The 17,053-nt window shown below is 72.5% G+C and carries 14 protein-coding genes; 7 read left to right on the forward strand and 7 right to left on the reverse strand.

Features of this window, described 5'->3' with window-relative positions; genetic code table 11:
• Positions 1-52 precede the first annotated feature (52 nt).
• Positions 53-994 (forward strand): phosphoglycerate dehydrogenase, encoded by a 942-nt coding sequence (locus RAN62_RS06770; RefSeq protein ID WP_305783603.1) that lies wholly within the window; start codon positions 53-55, stop codon positions 992-994.
• Entirely contained in the window at positions 991-1,545 is a 555-nt protein-coding gene (locus RAN62_RS06775; protein ID WP_305783715.1) for an MmyB family transcriptional regulator, read from the forward strand. The genes RAN62_RS06770 and RAN62_RS06775 overlap by 4 nt, the downstream gene beginning before the upstream one ends.
• A 241-nt stretch (positions 1,546-1,786) precedes the next feature.
• Here RAN62_RS06775 and RAN62_RS06780 read toward each other — a convergent pair whose 3' ends face one another.
• Positions 1,787-2,149, reverse strand: coding sequence for a nuclear transport factor 2 family protein (locus tag RAN62_RS06780; RefSeq protein WP_305783604.1), 363 nt, complete (start codon positions 2,147-2,149; stop codon positions 1,787-1,789).
• A 92-nt stretch (positions 2,150-2,241) separates the two neighbouring features.
• On the opposite strand from RAN62_RS06780, the gene RAN62_RS06785 reads away from it, so the two are divergent.
• Positions 2,242-3,420 carry an amidohydrolase family protein gene (locus tag RAN62_RS06785; RefSeq protein ID WP_305783605.1) on the forward strand — a complete coding sequence of 393 codons (1,179 nt, stop codon included), beginning with the start codon at positions 2,242-2,244 and terminating at the stop codon, positions 3,418-3,420.
• A 10-nt stretch (positions 3,421-3,430) separates the two neighbouring features.
• Here the strand turns inward: RAN62_RS06785 and RAN62_RS06790 are convergent, their stop codons facing one another.
• The gene (locus RAN62_RS06790) at positions 3,431-4,231 is read right to left on the reverse strand and encodes a CE1 family esterase (protein WP_305783606.1); all 801 of its coding nucleotides are present in this window, start codon (positions 4,229-4,231) and stop codon (positions 3,431-3,433) included.
• 75 nt (positions 4,232-4,306) lie between these two features.
• Here RAN62_RS06790 and RAN62_RS06795 point away from each other — a divergent pair, with 75 nt between their 5' ends.
• Positions 4,307-4,972 carry a TetR/AcrR family transcriptional regulator gene (locus RAN62_RS06795; protein WP_305783607.1) on the forward strand — a complete coding sequence of 222 codons (666 nt, stop codon included), beginning with the start codon at positions 4,307-4,309 and terminating at the stop codon, positions 4,970-4,972.
• Here the strand turns inward: RAN62_RS06795 and RAN62_RS06800 are convergent.
• Both RAN62_RS06800 and RAN62_RS06805 read right to left on the reverse strand, forming a co-directional pair.
• On the reverse strand, positions 4,881-6,002 hold the full coding sequence (locus RAN62_RS06800; RefSeq protein WP_305783608.1) for an acyltransferase family protein: 1,122 nt from the start codon (positions 6,000-6,002) through the stop codon (positions 4,881-4,883). The genes RAN62_RS06795 and RAN62_RS06800 overlap by 92 nt on opposite strands.
• Positions 6,003-6,049: 47 nt before the next feature.
• Positions 6,050-8,281, reverse strand: a complete 2,232-nt coding sequence (locus RAN62_RS06805; RefSeq protein WP_305783609.1) for a putative bifunctional diguanylate cyclase/phosphodiesterase — start codon at positions 8,279-8,281, stop codon at positions 6,050-6,052.
• A 108-nt stretch (positions 8,282-8,389) separates the two neighbouring features.
• Here RAN62_RS06805 and RAN62_RS06810 point away from each other — a divergent pair, with 108 nt between their 5' ends.
• On the forward strand, positions 8,390-9,238 hold the full coding sequence (locus tag RAN62_RS06810) for an SGNH/GDSL hydrolase family protein (protein ID WP_305783610.1): 849 nt from the start codon (positions 8,390-8,392) through the stop codon (positions 9,236-9,238).
• Between the two features lie 86 nt (positions 9,239-9,324).
• Positions 9,325-10,941 (forward strand): methyl-accepting chemotaxis protein, encoded by a 1,617-nt coding sequence (locus RAN62_RS06815; protein ID WP_305783611.1) that lies wholly within the window; start codon positions 9,325-9,327, stop codon positions 10,939-10,941.
• Positions 10,942-11,004: 63 nt separating this feature from the next.
• Here the strand turns inward: RAN62_RS06815 and RAN62_RS06820 are convergent, their stop codons facing one another.
• Together RAN62_RS06820 and RAN62_RS06825 are read right to left on the reverse strand one after the other, a co-directional pair.
• Complete coding sequence (locus RAN62_RS06820) at positions 11,005-11,907, reverse strand: tachylectin-related carbohydrate-binding protein (protein WP_305783612.1); 903 nt, start codon at positions 11,905-11,907, stop codon at positions 11,005-11,007.
• Between the two features lie 166 nt (positions 11,908-12,073).
• Positions 12,074-13,903 carry a diguanylate cyclase domain-containing protein gene (locus tag RAN62_RS06825; RefSeq protein WP_305783613.1) on the reverse strand — a complete coding sequence of 610 codons (1,830 nt, stop codon included), beginning with the start codon at positions 13,901-13,903 and terminating at the stop codon, positions 12,074-12,076.
• Between the two features lie 73 nt (positions 13,904-13,976).
• Here RAN62_RS06825 and RAN62_RS06830 point away from each other — a divergent pair, with 73 nt between their 5' ends.
• Positions 13,977-15,005 carry an LLM class flavin-dependent oxidoreductase gene (locus RAN62_RS06830; RefSeq protein ID WP_305783614.1) on the forward strand — a complete coding sequence of 343 codons (1,029 nt, stop codon included), beginning with the start codon at positions 13,977-13,979 and terminating at the stop codon, positions 15,003-15,005.
• A 273-nt stretch (positions 15,006-15,278) separates the two neighbouring features.
• Here the strand turns inward: RAN62_RS06830 and RAN62_RS06835 are convergent, their stop codons facing one another.
• A complete protein-coding gene (locus tag RAN62_RS06835; protein WP_305783615.1) occupies positions 15,279-16,907 on the reverse strand; it encodes a methyl-accepting chemotaxis protein in 1,629 nt (542 codons plus the stop codon).
• Positions 16,908-17,053: the final 146 nt, after the last annotated feature.

The raw sequence follows: 17,053 nt of genomic DNA on the forward strand, positions 1-17,053 counted from the left end.
GGGCCCGGTGCGGGCCGTCCTGATCCGCCAGACGTGCTCTAGGGTGCGGGGCATGAAGCTGCTCCTGCCCGACAGCATCGATCTCGACCCCGGCCTGCCCGCCGGGGTCGAGGCGGTCACGTACGCGGTCGCCCGCCCGCTGCCCGAGGCGCACACCGACGCGGAGGCCCTGGTCGTGTGGGGCAACCCGGCGGATCAGCTGGCCGACGCCGCCCGGCGGCTGCGGGGGCTGCGCTGGGTGCAGACGCTCGCGGCGGGACCGGACGCGGTGCTCGCGGCGGGCTTCGCCCCGGAGGTCGTGATCACCGGCGGCACCGGCCTGCACGACGTGACGGTCGCCGAGCACACCCTCGCCCTGGTGCTGGCCTGCGCCCGGCGCCTGCCCCAGCTGACCCGGGCCCAGGTGGGGCACCGGTGGGCGGCGGAATGGGGTGGCATCCAGCCGATCCACGAGCCGGGCAGCTTCCGTACGCTGCGCGGCGCGGAAGTGGTGATCTGGGGCTTCGGCGGCATCGCGGCCACCCTCGCCCCGCATCTGACCGCCCTCGGCGCCCGCGTGACCGGCGTCGCCCGCACCGCCGGCGAGCGCCACGGCTGCCCGGTGGTGACCGCGGGCGACCTGGTGCGCGTCCTGCCCCGGACCGATGTCCTGATCATGATCCTGCCCGCCACCCCGGACACCGGGCGTGCCCTCGACGCCCGCGTCCTCGACCTGCTGCCCCCGCACGCCTGGCTGGTCAACGTGGGCCGCGGCTCGACCGTCGACGAGACCGCCCTGCTGGCCGCGCTGCGCGGGGGCCGCCTGGCCGGGGCGGCGCTGGACGTCGTCGCCACCGAGCCCCTGCCGCCGGACTCGCCCCTGTGGGACGAGCCGAACGTCCTCATCACCCCGCACGCCGCCGGGGGCCGCCCGATCGGCGCCGCCGACCGCATCGCCACCAACCTGACCGCCCTGCTCGCCGGGAAGCCCCTGTCCCCCGTCGTCGCCCGCTGAATTCCCGCCAGTGGAATCCCCGCCAGCCTGGGTGCGCGAGACCTAGGCTCGGGCCCACCCCGGCCCAGGTCGCCGACGACCTGCTCACGGTCGTCGCCCAGAACCGCGCCGCGGAGAATCTCCTGGGCATCTGGGCCGGCCGCCCCGGCTACCAGTCCAACGTCACGTGGCAATGGTTCGCCAACCCGGCCTCCCGCGACAGCAACGACCCGGCCGAGCACGACCGCATCGGCCGCGCCTACGCCGCCGACCTGCGCGCCGGCGTCGCCCACCGCTCCCCGTCCGACCGCTTCGCCCGCGGCCTGGTCGACGACCTGCTCCAGCGCAGCCCCGAGTTCGCCGCCCTGTGGGCCGAGCAGCACGTCGCCGCCCTCGCCTCCGCCCCCAAGCTCATCCGCCACCCGGCCGTCGGCGAGCTCGACCTGCAGTGCGACGTCGTCCTGAGCCCCGCCACCGGCCACCGCCTCGTCCTCTTCCGCCCCCGGCCCGGCTCCGACGCCCACGACCAGCTCGCCTTCCTCGACGTCCTCGGCAACCAGGAGTTCGCCTGACCCTCCCCACCCCGGCCGGCCTCCCGGCGCCCGAGCCCCCACGCTGCGCGCGCCGGCCTTGGGGCGACAGGGCGGCCGGCCTCCCGGCGCCCGAGCCCCGGTGCGACCGGCTGACCAGCCCCGGCGTCCGAAAGCGCCTCCCCCGGCGAGGTCATGAGCCTGCTCGGTCGCACCCGACGGCCGGGCAGCCCGAACCACGCACTCCGCCTCGCTGCCGCCGCGACCGAGGGTGCGGTGGCGCTCAAACGTTGCCGAACGGGCTGAACTGCATCCCGGCGAGTCGCCAGCCGGCGGCCTGCTCGATCCACGTCTGGCTGACCCGGGTGGTCGACGCCATCTCCTGCCCGCGCCAGACGGAGCTGCTGCGCTGCACGTAACGGACGATCGCCGCGCGGTCGTAGCCGGTCACTTCGACGTCGCTGCTGCGCAGGCTGGTGTAGGCGAAGTCGCCGAACTTGCCGAGCCACTGGGCCTTGTCCAGCATGGATCCCTGGTCGCCGATGGATCGGAAGTCGTCGGCCGGCAAGGCTCGCAGGGCGGTGGTGTCGGCGCGGCGCTCGGCCTCGATGAAGGCCTGCTGGAGTTCGTGGACATCGGAGGTCATGAGGAGAGTGTGACTGCCCGCGGTGCTCGCGGGTTCGTCATCGGCCGGGCGCGAGGGCGGCCCGGCGGGCTGATCGGGCGTAGGTTCGGGCGATGAGCGCAACCCTGTATCGCGAGGCCGCCCTCACCGATGCCCGCTCGGACCGGCTGCGGGTCCCGGTCAGTGTGCTGGTCGAGGACGGGCGGATCAGCCGGATCCGGCCGGCCGGGGACGAGGGCGAGCTGCCCCGGGACTGCGAGATCGTCGAGGCCGGCGGGACGACGATCGTGCCCGGGCTGGTCGACGGGCACAACCATGTGACGTTGCCGGGCGGGTCGCACTGGATCGCGGACGGGGAGCGGCCGACCGAGTGGCTGCTGGAGGCGGCCGAGCACAACGGGGAGTTGCTGCACCGGGCGGGCGTGCGGTGGATCCGGGACGTCGGGGCGGTGCGGCGGCGCGACGGGGATCGGGAGCGGGCGCTCAGCCTCGGGGTGCGGGAGCGGTGGCGGGGGCGCCGGGACCGGCCGGTCATCCGGGCTGCGGGCACGTGGCTGACCGCCTCGACGACGTTGCCGCCGGGGCTGGCGGTCGAGGCCGGCGACGCCGACGCGCTGGTCGCGGCCGCGCTCGGGCAGCTCGACGACGGGGCCGATCTGGTCAAGCTCTATCTCGACGGGCCGGACAAGGACGTGGCGCCGTGGACGCCTTCGGAGGTGCGGCGGGTGGTGGACGCGGTGCACGCGCGGGGGGCCACGGTGACGGCGCATGCCACGGGGCTGGCCAACACCGCGGCGGCCGCGGCGGGCAGGGTGGACTGCATCGAGCACGGGTTCGAGCTGGACGCCGACGTCGCCGCCGCGATGGCCGCGCACGGGACGCGGCTGGTGACCACGATGGCCGTACTCAAGTCGTGGTTGTCGTTCGGCACGACCACCACGCTGGAGCGGTTCACGGGCGAGGCGAACCGGACGCGCATCCGGGACCGCCTGGAGCGGGCCAAGGAGAGCGCCCGGCTCGCGCACGCGGCGGGGGTGCGCATGGCCGGGGGTACGGACGCCGGCGGCGGCTCGGTCCGCGCGAACCACCTGCCCTGGGAGGTCGAGACGCTGGTCGAGGCCGGTCTGCAGCCGTGGGAGGCGCTCGCCTGTGTCACGTGGCGCGGCGGCGAGCTGCTCGGCGAGCCGGACGCCGGGGTGCTGCGCGAAGGCGGCCCGGCCGGCTTCTTCCTGGTTCACGGCGACCCGACCGTCGACCCGAGCGCCCTGTGGCGGGTGTGGCGCGTCGCCTGATCGACAACGCTCAGGAAAAAGCGAAGAACGACGCGACCAGGTCGGCCGTACTGATGTCCTGATTGGTCCTGCCCATGACACCCGGCGCCTTGGCCGGTCCCGGGATGGTGTGCCCGCCGCCGTGCACCGTGTAGAGGGTGACCGGCGGGTGCCCGTCCTGCCGGTAGTCGGTGCGCTCGACCGACGTGGCACCGGCGGCGGGCAGGGCCGTGGTGACCGGCGGCGCGGTGATGCCGTTGCGCGCCGCGAAGTGGTCCGCCGTCGCCGGGGCGGACAGGGCCCGGCCGCCGACCTTGAACGCCTTGCGGGCCCACCAGCGGAACTCGCCGCCCTCGTACCTGCTGATGGGGTCCTTGGTCCCGTGGATCAGCAGGACCGGCCGCGGGACCACCGGCGTCTCGGGCCCGAGGAAGTTCGAAGGCGCCGGCATGGTCGCCGCGATCACGGCGCCCCCGGCGATCAGCTCCGGCGCCTCGTGCAGCAGGCGCATCACCATCTGGCCGCCGTTGGAGTAGCCCACCGCATAGACCCGCGAACGGTCGATCTTGTGGCTGCCGGCCAGCGTGTCGATCAGCTCGCGGGTGAACCCGACGTCGTCGATGTTGTCGCGGCGGGCCGGGAAGGAGCTCTCGCGCCGCGCGTCGTTCCAGTTGCCCTTGTGGCCGTCGGGATAGACCACCAGGGCGCCGAGGGCGTCGTAGGCCCGGCCGGTGAACTCCCGGTGCCTGCCCCCGGTCTGCTTGGAGCCGTGGAAGACGATGAGCAGCGGCCCGCCGCCCTCGCCCACGATCTCGTACGTCCTGTCGCGCATGGCGGCTCCTCGAAGGGGATAGGTCATCCGCTTCAAGCTAGCAGAAGCGGATGAGCTATCCGCTAAGCTGTGGGCATGACCACTGCCCCGCTGCGCAAGGACGCCGCCCGCAACTGGCAGCGCATCCTCGAGGTGGGCCGGTGCCTCGTCGACGCCGGGCTGCCGATCCAGCTCAACGAGGTCGCCCGGGCCGCGGAGGTCGGCGTGGCGACGGTCTACCGGCGCTTCCCGACGCCGGAGGCGCTGCTGGAGACGCTGGCCGCGCCCGGGCTGGAGGCGCAGGTCCGGCAGGCCGAGCTGGCCCTGGCCAGCGACGACCCGTGGCTCGCGCTGCGCGACTTCCTGCACGCGGGCCTGGAGGTGCAAGTCACCGATGCCGCCGTGGCGACGGCCCTGGCGGCGGCGGAGCCCGCCCTGCCGTCCACCCGGGAGCTACGGGAGCGGCTCGTCGCGGTCTTCGGGCAGCTGCTCGAGCGGGCGCGGGCGGCCGGCGCGACCGATCCGGCCGTGACGACCGCCGACCTGACCCCGCTGATGTGCGGGGTGGCCTTCGCGGCCCGGGTGCACCCGGCCGCTGACGCCGCCGAGCGGGCCGCGACCGCCCACCGCTATCTCGACGTGCTGCTCGACGGCGTGCGCACCCGGCCGGTCAGCCCGGCAGCGACCGCGACAGCCGGTCGCGCAGCACGCGCCCGAGCGGCCGCTCCACGAAGCGGTGCAGCAGCCACGCCGCCCCGGTGACCGCGGCGACGACGACAGCCAGCACCGCCCAGCGCGGCAGCAGCGGGTGCAGGGCGGCGATCATGGTCCAGCCGATGTACTCGTGCAGCAGATACAGCGGATAGGTCAGCGCGCCCGCCACGGTCAGCCACCGCCAGCGGACACGGTCGAGGCGGCGGGTGGCGATCAGCGCCATCGCGGCGAAGCACAGAGTCACCAGCAGCAGCGCCGGCCAGCCGGCCAAAGGGCGGTCGAGGGTACGCGACACCCGCCCGACCATGGTCGCCACGTGGTGCTGCGCGAGCAGGTAGGACACGCCGGTCAGCCCCCAGAGCAGCGGGTGCCCGCCGCCGCGGTGGATCAGGTAGAGCGCCAGCCCGGCCACGAAGTACGGCGCGTAGTCGGGCATCACGACCACGTCGAGCGCGGGCACATCGGCCTGGTGGGCGACGACCGCGGCGACGAGCCACACCCCGCCGAAGACCGCACCCTTGCGGACGCTCAACCCGCCCGGCCACGCGAGCAGCACCGCGAACAGCAGGTAGAACCGCGCCTCCACCCACAGCGTCCAGTAGACGGCGTCGACCGAGCGGACCCCGAGCGGCTCGTGCAGCATCGTGAGGTTGACCAGCAGCTCGCTCGCCGAGACGGGGTCACGGACCAGCGGCCACAGGGTCAGCACCGCGAAGGTCAGCAGCACCGCCGCCCAGTACGCCGGGAACAGTCGCGTGACCCGCGAGCGCACGAACGCGCCGGGCGTCCGGTCCCACGCGCTCATCGCGATGACGAAACCGCTGATCAGGAAGAACAGCTCCACCCCGAGCCACCCGTACGAGGCGGCGCGCCACAGCCCCGGGAACGCCACGTCGGAGGCGACTCCCCACGGCTTCGCGCTGCCCCGGTCGTACGCGAGGAAGTGGTAGCCGACCACCATGAGCGCCGCGACCAGCCGGAGCCCGTCGAGCACCGCGATGCGTCCGGTCCGCGGGCGCGGCGGCGGCTCGGGCGGGGCGTCGGGGGCGTCGGTGCGTCGCTGGGTGATCAGAACCATGCCTGACACAACCCGGCGGGCGCCCCCGAGGCAACGGGGGCGCCCGGTCAGGCGTGCGCGAGCGTGAGACCGCGGCGCAGCAGCGCGTCGAAGTCGGCGCCGGGGACGGGCCGGCTGAACAGGTAGCCCTGCCCGGCCGGGCAGCCCGCCGTGCGCAGCGCGTACCAGTCGCCGGCGTCCTCGACGCCCTCGGCGACCACGCTCATGCCCAGCGAGCCGGCGAGCCAGAGCACGGCCGAGACGATCGAGGCCTTGCGGGCGTCGGTGGACAGGCCCTCGACGAACGAGCGGTCGAGCTTGAGCACGTCGGCGGGGACGGACTGCAGCCAGGTCAGCGAGCTGTAGCCGGTGCCGAAGTCGTCCAGGGCGATGCGCACGCCGAGGTCCTTGATCGCGTGCAGGCGGGCCGAGAGGTCGCCCGAGTCGGCCAGCACGGCGGTCTCGGTGATCTCCAGGACCAGCCGGCCCGGGTCCAGGCCCGGGGCGCGCGACAGCAGGTCGGCCAGCATCGGGACGAAGCCGGGCTCGGCCAGCTGGCGCGGGCTGACGTTGACCGAGACGTAGCCCAGGCCGTCCCACAGCAGCAGGTGCCGCAGCGCGGAGTTGAGCACGTGCTCGCCGAGCGGGATGACCAGCCCGGTCTCCTCGGCGACGCCGACGAACTGCCCCGGCGCCAGGATGTGGCCCTCGGCGGTGCGCATGCGGACCAGCGCCTCGGCGCCGGTGATGCGCCCGTCGGCGGACACGATCGGCTGGAACCACACGGGCAGCGTGGTGTCGAGGTCGCCGTCGAGGGCCTCGCGCAGGCGGGCCTCGGCGATCAGGCGCTCCTTGATGTCGACGCGCATGTCCTCGCTGAACACGGCGACGCGGTTGCCGCCGGCGCGCTTGGCCGCGTACATGGCGGTGTCGGCGCACAGCACGGCGTCCTCGGCCTGCTCGGGGTCGTGGGCGACGGCCAGGCCGACGCTCACGGTCAGGCGCAGCTGCTGGCTGCCGCCGGCGGACACCGGCTCGGCCAGGCTGAGCGTGAGGGCGTGGGCGACGCGGCGGGCGGCCGCGACCGGGCCGGGCACGGCGACCACGAACTCGTCGCCGCTGAGCCGCGAGACCAGCGCCTCGGCCGGCACGCAGGCGGACAGGCGGCCGGCGAGGGCGCGCAGCACCTCGTCGCCGGCGGCGTGGCCGATGCCGTCGTTGATCGCCTTGAACCGGTCGACGTCGAGGTAGAGGACGCTGACCTGGCCCGTGCGGCGGGTGAGCAGCCGGGTGAAGTCGGCCTCGAAGCCCGAGCGCGACAGCAGCCCGGTGAGCGCGTCGTGACGCACCTGCCGCTGCAGCTCCGCCTCCTGCTCGCGGGTCTGGGTGACGTCGAGGCAGTGCACGAAGATCTGCCGCAGCCGGCCCTCGCGGTCGTACAGGCCGGAGCCGTGGGTCTCCACCCACAGGATCGTGTTGTCGTCGGTGCGCCGGAAGCGGCGGGTCGTGGAGATGGGCTCGCGACGGGCGGCGAGCTGCTCCAGGAACGGGATGTTGGCGTCGTCGAGCGCGGTGAGCGGCAGGTCGGCCAGGCCGAAGCCCGGCGGCAGCCGCAGCGGCAGGCGCAGCCACTGGCGGTAGGCGCGGTTGCAGCGGATCAGCCGGCCGTCCGGGGCGAAGACCGCCGACGGTACGGGCGTCTCGTCGAAGGCCAGGGAGAGCTGGGCCTGGCTGTCGTCGAGGTTCTCCTGCGCGCGCTTCTCCTCGGTCTCGGTCATCTTCCACTGCACGACCTGGAACGCGGCCGCCATGAGCACCGCGGCGCCGTGCAGCACGGCCCACAGCCACGGGTGGGCGGTGGCGGAGTGGTGGTCGTACGTGCGGTCGCTGACGATCGTGCCGAAGACGGCGTGGTGCAGCGTGGTGCCGATCAGGAACACCCCGAACGGCGTCCAGTCGCGGTAGAGCGCCAGCGCGGCGACGGCGATGAAGAAGGTGAAGTGCGCCTCGGTCAGCCCGTGCGACATCGACACGAAGCCGCCGCAGGCCACGGTGAAGCCGAGCGCGACGGCCGTGGAGGACAGCCGGCGCTGCTTCAGCGTGACGGCCAGCACGACGCACGGCAGGATGAGCAGGGTGGTCACGAGCCAGCTGCGGTCCAGGCCGTCCTGGAAGGCCCCGAAGCCGGTGAGGCCGGCCACGCAGGCGGCGAGCAGTTGGGTCAGCAGGCGATGGCGGCGGGACCAGTCCTCGTCCCGCAGACCGCCGCCGGTCGGGAGCCAGTCGCGCCACGCGCTCATCCGGGTCAACACATGCTGCAGATATCGGCTCCCCGGCCTCCGGCCTGAGAAAACCGCTCGCATAGGGTACATGGATAGTTACCGCCCGTGATCATGAGAGGACCACCCGTGCGGCGTTGGCACTTGGCGATCCTGGCCGTCCTCAGCCTGCTGGCCCTGGCCTGCGAGGGCTCCGACGGGGCCGGCGGTCCCGCCCCGGACCCGACGACCACGAAACCCGCGAGCCGCTGGCCGGCCACGACGGTCGCGCTCGGGGACTCGATCACCGCCGGGTACGGCAGCTGCGGCGTCTACGTGGCGTGCAGCCGCAACTCGTGGAGCGCCGGCGGCTCGGACGACGTCGACAGCCACTACCGGCGGATCCGCGCGCGCTTCTCGAAGGCGAAGGCCCGCAACCTGGCCGTGCCCGGGGCCGAGGCGGCCGATCTGCGCGCGCAGGCCGCCAACGCCGTGGACGCCCGGGCCGATTACGTGACGATCCTCATCGGCGCCAACGACGCGTGCGCGCCCGGCACCGGCACGATGACCCCCGTCAAGACCTTCCGCACCCGCGTCGACGCCGCCCTCGACCGGCTCAAGGACGGGCTGCCCCGGGCGCGCGTGCTGGTGGTGAGCATCCCGGACCTCTACCGTCTGTGGGAGCTGGGCCACTCGTCGCCGGCCGCGGTGGCCGCCTGGGACCGGGGCATCTGCCCCTCGATGCTCGCCCGTCCCACCAGCACCGCCGCGGCCGACGAGCGGCGCCGGGACGCCGTGCGCGAGCGGATCGAGGACTACAACACGCAGCTGTCGCGCGCGTGCGACGCGTACGGGAACCGCTGCCGGACCGACGGCGGCGCCGCGCACCGCGTCCGCTTCTCCCTGGACCTGGTGAACAAGGTCGACTACTTCCACCCGAACCTCGCCGGGCAGAACAAGTTGGCGGACGTCACATGGCCGGGCCGCATCACGTGGTGAGCGTTTCCTTGAGTCGTCAATAAAGTTGCCGACTGTGCAGGCAACCGGCTGATCTTTGATGAGCCCCCGTCTGCGAGGTAACCGCCATGTCTGCACGCGCATCGCACCGCACCGGCAACCCGGTGACGCGATGGTTCGACGACCGATCCGTAGCCACCAAGGTCTTCACCGCCGTCGGGACCGTGGCCGTCGCCGCCGTCGCGGCCGGCGCGATGGCCGTCTCCGGGCTGTCGACGGTCTACCGCAGCGGCGCGGACATCGAGAGCGGCAACATGAAGCCGTCCCTGCTGCTGGCCGCCCTGCGCGCCGACGCGCTCACCGCCCGCATCGACGTGCGCGAGGTCGCGCTCTCGAGCGACAAGGACGCCGCGCAGACCAAGCTCGACGAGGCCGACGCCGCGGTCGAGGCCGCCATTGCCGCTTACGCCCCGGAAGCCGCCGACCCGGCCGCCGTCGCGCAGTTCCAGCAGCTCTACCGCCAGTACCAGCAGGTGCGCGACTCCTCGCAGATCGCCGCCGCCCGCGCCGGCGACTACGACACCTTCGAGCAGGTCGCCACCGACCAGGCCAACCCCATCATGAACAAGGCCATGGCGGCGCTCGACCAGGCCTCGGCCGCGGAGACCGCCGAGGCCGCCGCCAAGGTCGCCTCGTCGAAGCACGAGTACGAGACCACGCGTACGCAGCTCATCCTGGTCCTCGGCATCGGCGTGCTGCTCGGCCTGCTCGTCGGCTGGTACACCGTGCGCCGCATCATCGGCCCGCTGCGCCGCGTCGGTGACGTGCTGCTCGGGATGGCCGGCGGCGACCTGACCCGCACCGCCGCGACCGGCACCCACGACGAGATCGGCCGCATGGCCACCGCCCTGGACCAGGCCACCGCCGGCGTCCGCGAGACCGTGGCCGCCGTCGCGAGCACCGCGGGCACCGTGGCCGGCTCCGCCACCTCGCTCGCCGAGACCAGCACCACCGTCGCCGCCACCGCCGGGACGACCTCGTCGCGCTCGCAGACCGTCGCCGACGCCGCCAACGAGATCTCCGCCAACGTCCACGGCGTGGTCGCCGGGGCCGAGCAGATGTCCGCCTCCATCCGCGAGATCGCCCAGTCCGCCGCCCAGGCCGCCGAGGTCGCCGCCGCCGCCGTGTCCGCCGCCTCGACCGCCTCCATGACGGTCCAGCAGCTCGACGCGTCCAGCACCGAGATCGGCAACGTGCTCAACCTCATCACCTCGATCGCCGGCCAGACCAACCTGCTCGCCCTCAACGCCACCATCGAGGCCGCCCGGGCCGGCGAGGCGGGCAAGGGCTTCGCCGTCGTCGCCTCCGAGGTCAAGGATCTCGCCCAGGAGACCGCCAAGGCCACCGAGGACATCGCCGCCCGCGTCGACGCCATCCAGGCCGACGCCCGCGCCGCCGCCCTGTCGATCGAGGAGATCAGCTCGGTCATCGAGCGCATCAACGACTTCCAGACCACCATCGCCACCGCGGTCGAGGAACAGACCGCCGTCACCGGCGAGATCAGCCGCAACGTCGCCCACGCCGCCTCCGGCACCGACCAGATCGCCGCCACCATCGCCGGCGTCGCCGAGGCCTCGGCCGCCACCAGCACCGGCATGGACCGCACCCGCGGCGCCACCGCCGACCTGGCCCAGGCCGCCGCCGGCCTCCAGACCCTGGTCGCCCGCTTCCGCTACGAGAACTGACCCCCTCCCCGTCGAACGCCCCGGCCCTCCCCCGGCCGGGGCGTTCGCGTGTTCCCGTGCTCGCTACCAGCCGTTGCCGATCTTGGTGCCGGAGCGGGGGTCCCAGTCGGCCGACTTGCCGTCCGGGTCGCTCTCGCCGTGGCCGGTGTAGCGGAACCAGCGCAGGTCCAGGTTCTCGTCGACGGCGAAGATGACGTAGCCGCCACGGCCGTCGCCACCGCCGAAGATGTGGCCGAAGCGGTGCCAGCCGCTGCTGATGACGTTGCCGGAGTTGGCGTCCCAGTTGAGCCCGGTCGCGCCGGGGTCGCTCTCGCCCGTGCCGCGGTAGCGGTACCAGCGCAGGTCGCCCTGGTCGGTGACCAGCAGGATGATGTCCGAGATCGCGGCCATCGCCCGGTGCCCGGCCGACCAGCCCTGGCCGATGACGTTGCTCGAGTTCGGGTGCCAGCCGAGCCCGGTCGCCTGCGGGTCCGCCTCGCCGGCGCCGGTGTAGCGGTACCAGTGCAGTGCCCCGTCCTGCCCGACCGCATAGATCGCGCTGTTGTTCGGGCGGTTGGTGCGGCCCTCGTACGGCTTCGCGCACAGGAACCGGAACCCGTTCCAGCCGATGCCGATGATGTTCTGCGAGTTCGGCGCCCAGCCGATCCCGGTGGCCTGCGGATCGTGCTCGCCGCGGCCGCCGTACTCGTAGTAGCGGAGCTCACCGTTCGGCTCCACCGCGAGCAGCACCCCGTCGCCGCGCGCCAGCAGGTGCAGCATCTGGTTCCAGCCGATGCCGATGGTGTTGCCGGAGTTCGGGTCCCAGTCCCCCGAGTTCTGCGGCCCGCCCGAACCGTTGTAGCGGTACCACAGCAGCGGCCCCTGGGGTTTGATGCCGTAGATCACGCCGACCAGCGGCAGCCCGCTGTCCACCGGGGTGGTGCCGTTGCCGCCGTAGGTCAGGATGGAGAAGTTGACGTCCGCCATGGTGGGCCTCCCGTCCCCGCGGCGCTCCGCCGGTTGCAGAACGCACGCGTCCATAGGCTGGGACCCACGGTAAGCAGCCGCCGGCGCAGCCGGGCATCACCCGAGCGGCTCGGCCGGCATCCCGCATCCGCCGACCTGGGTCCCACCCAGCATCCGCCGATGGGGCTCAGAGCCCGGCGCGCTCGTGCTTCACCCGGTACATGGCCGCGTCCGCGTCGCGCAGCAGCGCGTCCGGGTCGCTCGCCGGCCCGGTGGCCACCCCGATGCTCGCGCCCACCGCCAGCAGCACGCCGGAGATCTCCACCGGCATCGTCATCACCTGGGCGAACCCGGCGGCCAGCGCCGCGGCCCGCTCGGCGCCGCCGTCGCGCAGCAGCACCGCGAACTCGTCGCCGCCCAGCCGCACGGCCAGGTCGTCCGGCCCCAGCGGCACCCGCAGCAGCCCGGCCACCCGGACCAGCAGCTCGTCGCCGGTGTGGTGGCCGTGCCGGTCGTTGACCTGCTTGAAGCCGTCCAGGTCCAGCACCAGCACCGCCACCTCGGCCGCCCCGGCCAGCTGCAGCCGGTCGGCCAGCAGGGTGCGGTTGGCCAGCCCGGTCAGCTGATCGTGCGTGGCCTCGTGCCGCAACTGGTCCTGCAACAGCCGCGCCTCCGTCACGTCACGGGCGTTCCAGACCACGCCGCGGACGCTGCGGTTGGCGGTGAGGTCGGCGCCCACAAAATCCAGCCACCGGTACGTGCCGTTGTCGTGACGCACGCGCACCTGCGCACTGGCATCGGCTCCCGGGGCGGCCGCCAGCGCCGAGCGCAGCGCCCGGAAGTCGGCGTAGTCGTCGGGGTGGATGCGATGGTCCAGGCCGGAGCCCTCGAGACCGGCGCCCAGCACGCGGTCGGCGGCCGGGCTCGCGTACCGGATGAAGTCGCCGGCCGCGACGACCAGGGTGACGTCCGACGCGTGCTGGACCAGCGAGCGGAACCATTCCTTCTGCTCGTGCAGCTCGGCGAGGCTCCGGTCGAGGCTGTGCAGCAGCCGGTCGTTGTCGGTGAAGGCGACCAGCTGCCGGGCCAGCACCACGGCGGTGATGACGATGACACCCACCGCGACACCCCACGTGCGCAGGTCCGCGTCGGCCTTGGGCAGGGCGGCCAGCAACAGCACCTCGGCCGCCAGGACCGCAAGATAGGGGGTACGGGCGTAGCGCGCCCGCCGCTCCACGGTGCGCCCGACCCCTCGCGCCCGGATGCGCACCTCCTGCATGCGCAGGCTCGCCGGCACCAGGATGCACGGCAGCACCTGCAGCAGCACGGCGACCCGATGATCGGACGCCGAGCTGAACACCAGCCCGAGCGACGTGCCCAGGGCGGTCAGCGCCACCCCGACGCTGCCGACCACCCCGGCCGACAGGTTGAACGGCGCCGGATCGCTGTAGACGAGCTTGAGCACCCCGAAGACGACGACCAGCATGACGGCCGTGCTCGCCGCGGCCAGCCAGCGGTCACCGACCCCGCCGTCGCTCAACTGCGGGGCCAGCGAGAAGTACCACAGAAAGACCGCCACACCCACGAGTACGGTCACCGCGTCGAGGCTCAGCCGCAGCCGCTCCCGACCGGCGGCGCCCAGCGGATGACGCAGCATCGTGACGACCATGACCGACATGCCGGTGGCGACCAGGCCGGTCTGGATGACGCTGACGTCCGTACGGCCGGGGTCGAGCAGGACCAGCACGGCCTGCAACCCGTCGCCGGAAGCACACAGCACCATCGTGACCTGCACCGCGCGCCAGAAGCGCAACGAGAACCGCTGCCCGCTGCTGAGCCGCGCCAGCCGCCGCCCGAACCACAGCATCACCAGGTCGAGCCCGGTCTGCACGACCCACGAGGACGCCACCGGCCCCGGACCGGCCAGGAACCACGGCACGCAGGCGGCGGCGAGGGCGAGCAGTCCGAGCAGCCAGGGATCGCGCAGATACGAATACCTGCCGGTGTGCTGCCCCATGAAGCTCCTGTTCCTCGCGTCCCTTGGCCATCGGCTCCGGAGCGCCGGACATGAGCGATCTAGGATCATGCCTATGAGTGACGTGCAGTTCGGCCTGGACACCTTCGGTGACGTGACGGCAGGCCCGGACGGTGAGCCCCTCCCTTACGCCAAGGTCATCCGCAACGTCGTCGAGCAGGCCGTCCTCGCCGACGAAATCGGCATCGACGCCTTCGGCCTCGGCGAGCACCACCGCGACGACTACGCGGTGTCCTCCCCCGAGGTCGTACTCGCCGCAATCGCCGCCCGCACCCGCACCATCAAACTGGGCACGGCGGTCACCGTCCTGAGCTCCGACGACCCGGTCCGCGTCTACGAACGCTTCGCCACCCTCGCCGCAGTGTCGAACGGCCGCGCCGAGATCACCCTGGGCCGGGGCTCCTTCACCGAGTCCTTCCCCCTCTTCGGCTACGACCTGGCCGACTACGACCAGCTCTTCGCCGAAAAAGCCGACCTCATGGCCGACCTCCTCACGGAAGAACCGGTCACCTGGCAAGGCACGGTCCGCCCACCCCTGACCAACCAGCAGGTCTACCCGAAGACCGAAGCCGGCCGCATCCCCACCTGGATCGGCGTGGGCGGCAGCCCCGAATCGGTCGTCCGCGCCGCCCAGTACGGCTTCCCCCTGGTCCTGGCCATCATCGGCGGCGAGCCGGCCCGCTTCGCCCCCTACGTCGACCTCTACCACCGAGCCCTCAAGGAGTTCGGCAAGGACCCGCTCCCGGTCGCCGTCCACGTCCCCGGCTTCATCGCCCCCACCGACGACGAAGCAGTCGAAACCCTCTGGCCCCACGCCCGCAAGTCACTGACCCGCATCGGCCGCGAACGAGGCTGGCCACCCCTCACCCGCGACCGCTTCGAAGCCGACATCACCGAAGGCGCCTGGCACGTAGGCTCCCCCGCCACCGTCGCCGCCAAGATCGCCAAAACCGTCAAAGCCCTGAACATCCAACGCTTCGACCTCAAATACAGCCACGGCACCCTCCCCCACGAAAACCTCATGACCGCCATCCACCTCTACGGCACCGAGGTAATCCCCCGAGTCAAGGAACTCCTCGCCTGAACCCCATCCCGTCCACCGTCGACCCACCCGCAGGTTTGCGGGCCGGCGCCGGGGCCGCCACTAATCCCTAAGCGCAAGAAAGTCGCCCAAGGCTGGCGGCCCCGGCGCCGGTCTGCAAGGCTTGGCGGGGGTCGATGGTGGCCGGGATGGGTGGGGGGTTACCCCATCCCAGAAACCAGAGCGCCCCCGCCGGAGGCCGCCCTTCAAGCCCCAAAAGCCGAAACCCCGCCAGCTGCTCACAAGGCAGCCAACGGGGTCCCGGGGTTTTCCTTCTTAGACGCGGAACGTCCCGACCAGACTCTGCAACTCAGTAGACATGCGCGCGAGCTCCGAAGCCGCCCGCTGAGTATCCGCCACACTCTCCGTGGTCAACCGAGTCGCCGTAGCCAACGTGTCAATCCCCGAAGCGATCTGGTTGACCCCACCAGCAGCTTCCGTCACGCCCCGGTTCATCTCCCCAGTCGTGGCCGTCTGCTCCTCAACCGCAGCCGCAATCGTCGTCTGGTAATCGCTGATCCGCGCGATGATGTCGCTGATCTCCCCGATAGCCGTAATCGCCGTACCAGTATCATTCTGAATCGCGGTGACCCGGGCACTGATGTCCTCAGTAGCCTTGGCCGTCTCCTGCGCCAGATCCTTGACCTCCGACGCCACCACCGCGAACCCCTTACCCATCTCCCCGGCCCGAGCCGCCTCGATGGTCGCGTTCAACGCCAGCAGATTCGTCTGCTCAGCAATCGCCGTGATCAGCTTGATGACATTACCGATCTCCGCCGACGACGTCCCCAGCTGCGTCACCGTCTCGTTGGCGGTCCCGGCCATGGTCACCGCGGACCCCGCCACCTCCGCCGCCTGATTGGCGTTCTGCGCGATCTCCCGGATCGACGCACCCATCTCCTCAGCGCCGGCCGACACCGTGTCGACATTCCGGGCCACCTCATCCGCGGCCCGCGCCACGGTCTGCGCCTGAACATCCGACCGCTGCGCACTGTCCGCGATCTGGGTGCTCGTCGCCGACAACTCCTCCGCGGCCGCCGCCAGCGACTGCGACGCGAGACCCAGCGTCTGCACCGTCTGCCGCATCGTCGCCACAGTCCCGTTGACCTGCTGCGCCATCACGCCGACCTCGTCGCGGCTGGACACGGTGACCGTACCCGTCAGATCACCGTCGGCCATGCGCGCCAGCACGCCGCTGACGTCGCGCAGCGGCCGGGTGATCCGGCGCACGGTCACGAACGCGATCAGACCGGCGACCACGAACCCGACGGCCAGGCAGATCAGCATCAGCGTGACACTGCCGCTGTACGCACTGCTGTTGGCGGCGTCGGCGTCCTTGGCACTCTGCGCCTCGAACTTGGTGAGCACACCGAAGTCGTTGATGATCTCCCCGGCGAGCGGCGAGACGCTGGAGTTCCAGACCTTCGCGTACGCCGCGCCGTCGTCGCCCAGGGCCACCGGCTTGACCTGCTCGTCGCGGATCTGGGCGAACTTGGTGAGGTTGGCCTGGATCCGGGCGACCGGCTCCTCCTGCGCCGGGTCCAAACCCAGCGCCGCGTAGTCGGCGATGCCCTTGGCGACCTGCTCGTGATAGGTCACCGCCGAGTCGTAGGTCTTCTGGCTCTCCGCCTCGGTCGAGTCGATATTGGCCTTCTCGAGCTGGATCAGCTCGTAGTCGAACGCCGACAGGGTCTCGGCGAGGGCTTGCGCCGGAACCAGGTTCTGCGAGTAGATCGCCGACCCGTTGGCCTTGATCGTGCTCATGCCCGCCACGCCCGTGCCGGCAACGAGGCCCCCGGCCAGCAGCGCCGCGCCGACCGCCACGCTGATCTTCACACCTACCCGCAGATTGCCGAACCAGCCGGCCTTGCCGCCGCCCGTCTGCCCCTCCGCCGACTGCGCCATCGCGATGCATGTCCTCTCGTCATGGGCGCCACCTGCCGAGGAGGAGCGCTGATCTCCTGATTCGGCAGCCGCCTCCCCGGCCGTAGCGTCACGGCAGTTGCATCCCGGGAGCGTCACCTTCTCTGTAGCGTCCTAGGAGGCTAGCC

Source organism: Symbioplanes lichenis (assembly GCF_030709675.1).
Taxonomy (GTDB): domain Bacteria; phylum Actinomycetota; class Actinomycetes; order Mycobacteriales; family Micromonosporaceae; genus Actinoplanes; species Actinoplanes lichenis.

Bases quoted from the DNA above. Each gene is read 5' to 3' on its own strand.
- RAN62_RS06785 (WP_305783605.1), top strand. From the start codon at position 2,242: ATGAGCGCAACCCTGTATCGCGAGGCCGCCCTCACCGATGCCCGCTCG.
- RAN62_RS06800 (WP_305783608.1), bottom strand. From the start codon at position 6,002: ATGGTTCTGATCACCCAGCGACGCACCGACGCCCCCGACGCCCCGCCC.
- RAN62_RS06780 (WP_305783604.1), bottom strand. From the start codon at position 2,149: ATGACCTCCGATGTCCACGAACTCCAGCAGGCCTTCATCGAGGCCGAG.
- RAN62_RS06825 (WP_305783613.1), bottom strand. From the start codon at position 13,903: ATGGGGCAGCACACCGGCAGGTATTCGTATCTGCGCGATCCCTGGCTG.
- RAN62_RS06835 (WP_305783615.1), bottom strand. From the start codon at position 16,907: ATGGCGCAGTCGGCGGAGGGGCAGACGGGCGGCGGCAAGGCCGGCTGG.
- RAN62_RS06820 (WP_305783612.1), bottom strand. From the start codon at position 11,907: ATGGCGGACGTCAACTTCTCCATCCTGACCTACGGCGGCAACGGCACC.
- RAN62_RS06770 (WP_305783603.1), top strand. From the start codon at position 53: ATGAAGCTGCTCCTGCCCGACAGCATCGATCTCGACCCCGGCCTGCCC.
- RAN62_RS06805 (WP_305783609.1), bottom strand. From the start codon at position 8,281: ATGAGCGCGTGGCGCGACTGGCTCCCGACCGGCGGCGGTCTGCGGGAC.
- RAN62_RS06815 (WP_305783611.1), top strand. From the start codon at position 9,325: ATGTCTGCACGCGCATCGCACCGCACCGGCAACCCGGTGACGCGATGG.
- RAN62_RS06830 (WP_305783614.1), top strand. From the start codon at position 13,977: ATGAGTGACGTGCAGTTCGGCCTGGACACCTTCGGTGACGTGACGGCA.
- RAN62_RS06795 (WP_305783607.1), top strand. From the start codon at position 4,307: ATGACCACTGCCCCGCTGCGCAAGGACGCCGCCCGCAACTGGCAGCGC.
- RAN62_RS06790 (WP_305783606.1), bottom strand. From the start codon at position 4,231: ATGCGCGACAGGACGTACGAGATCGTGGGCGAGGGCGGCGGGCCGCTG.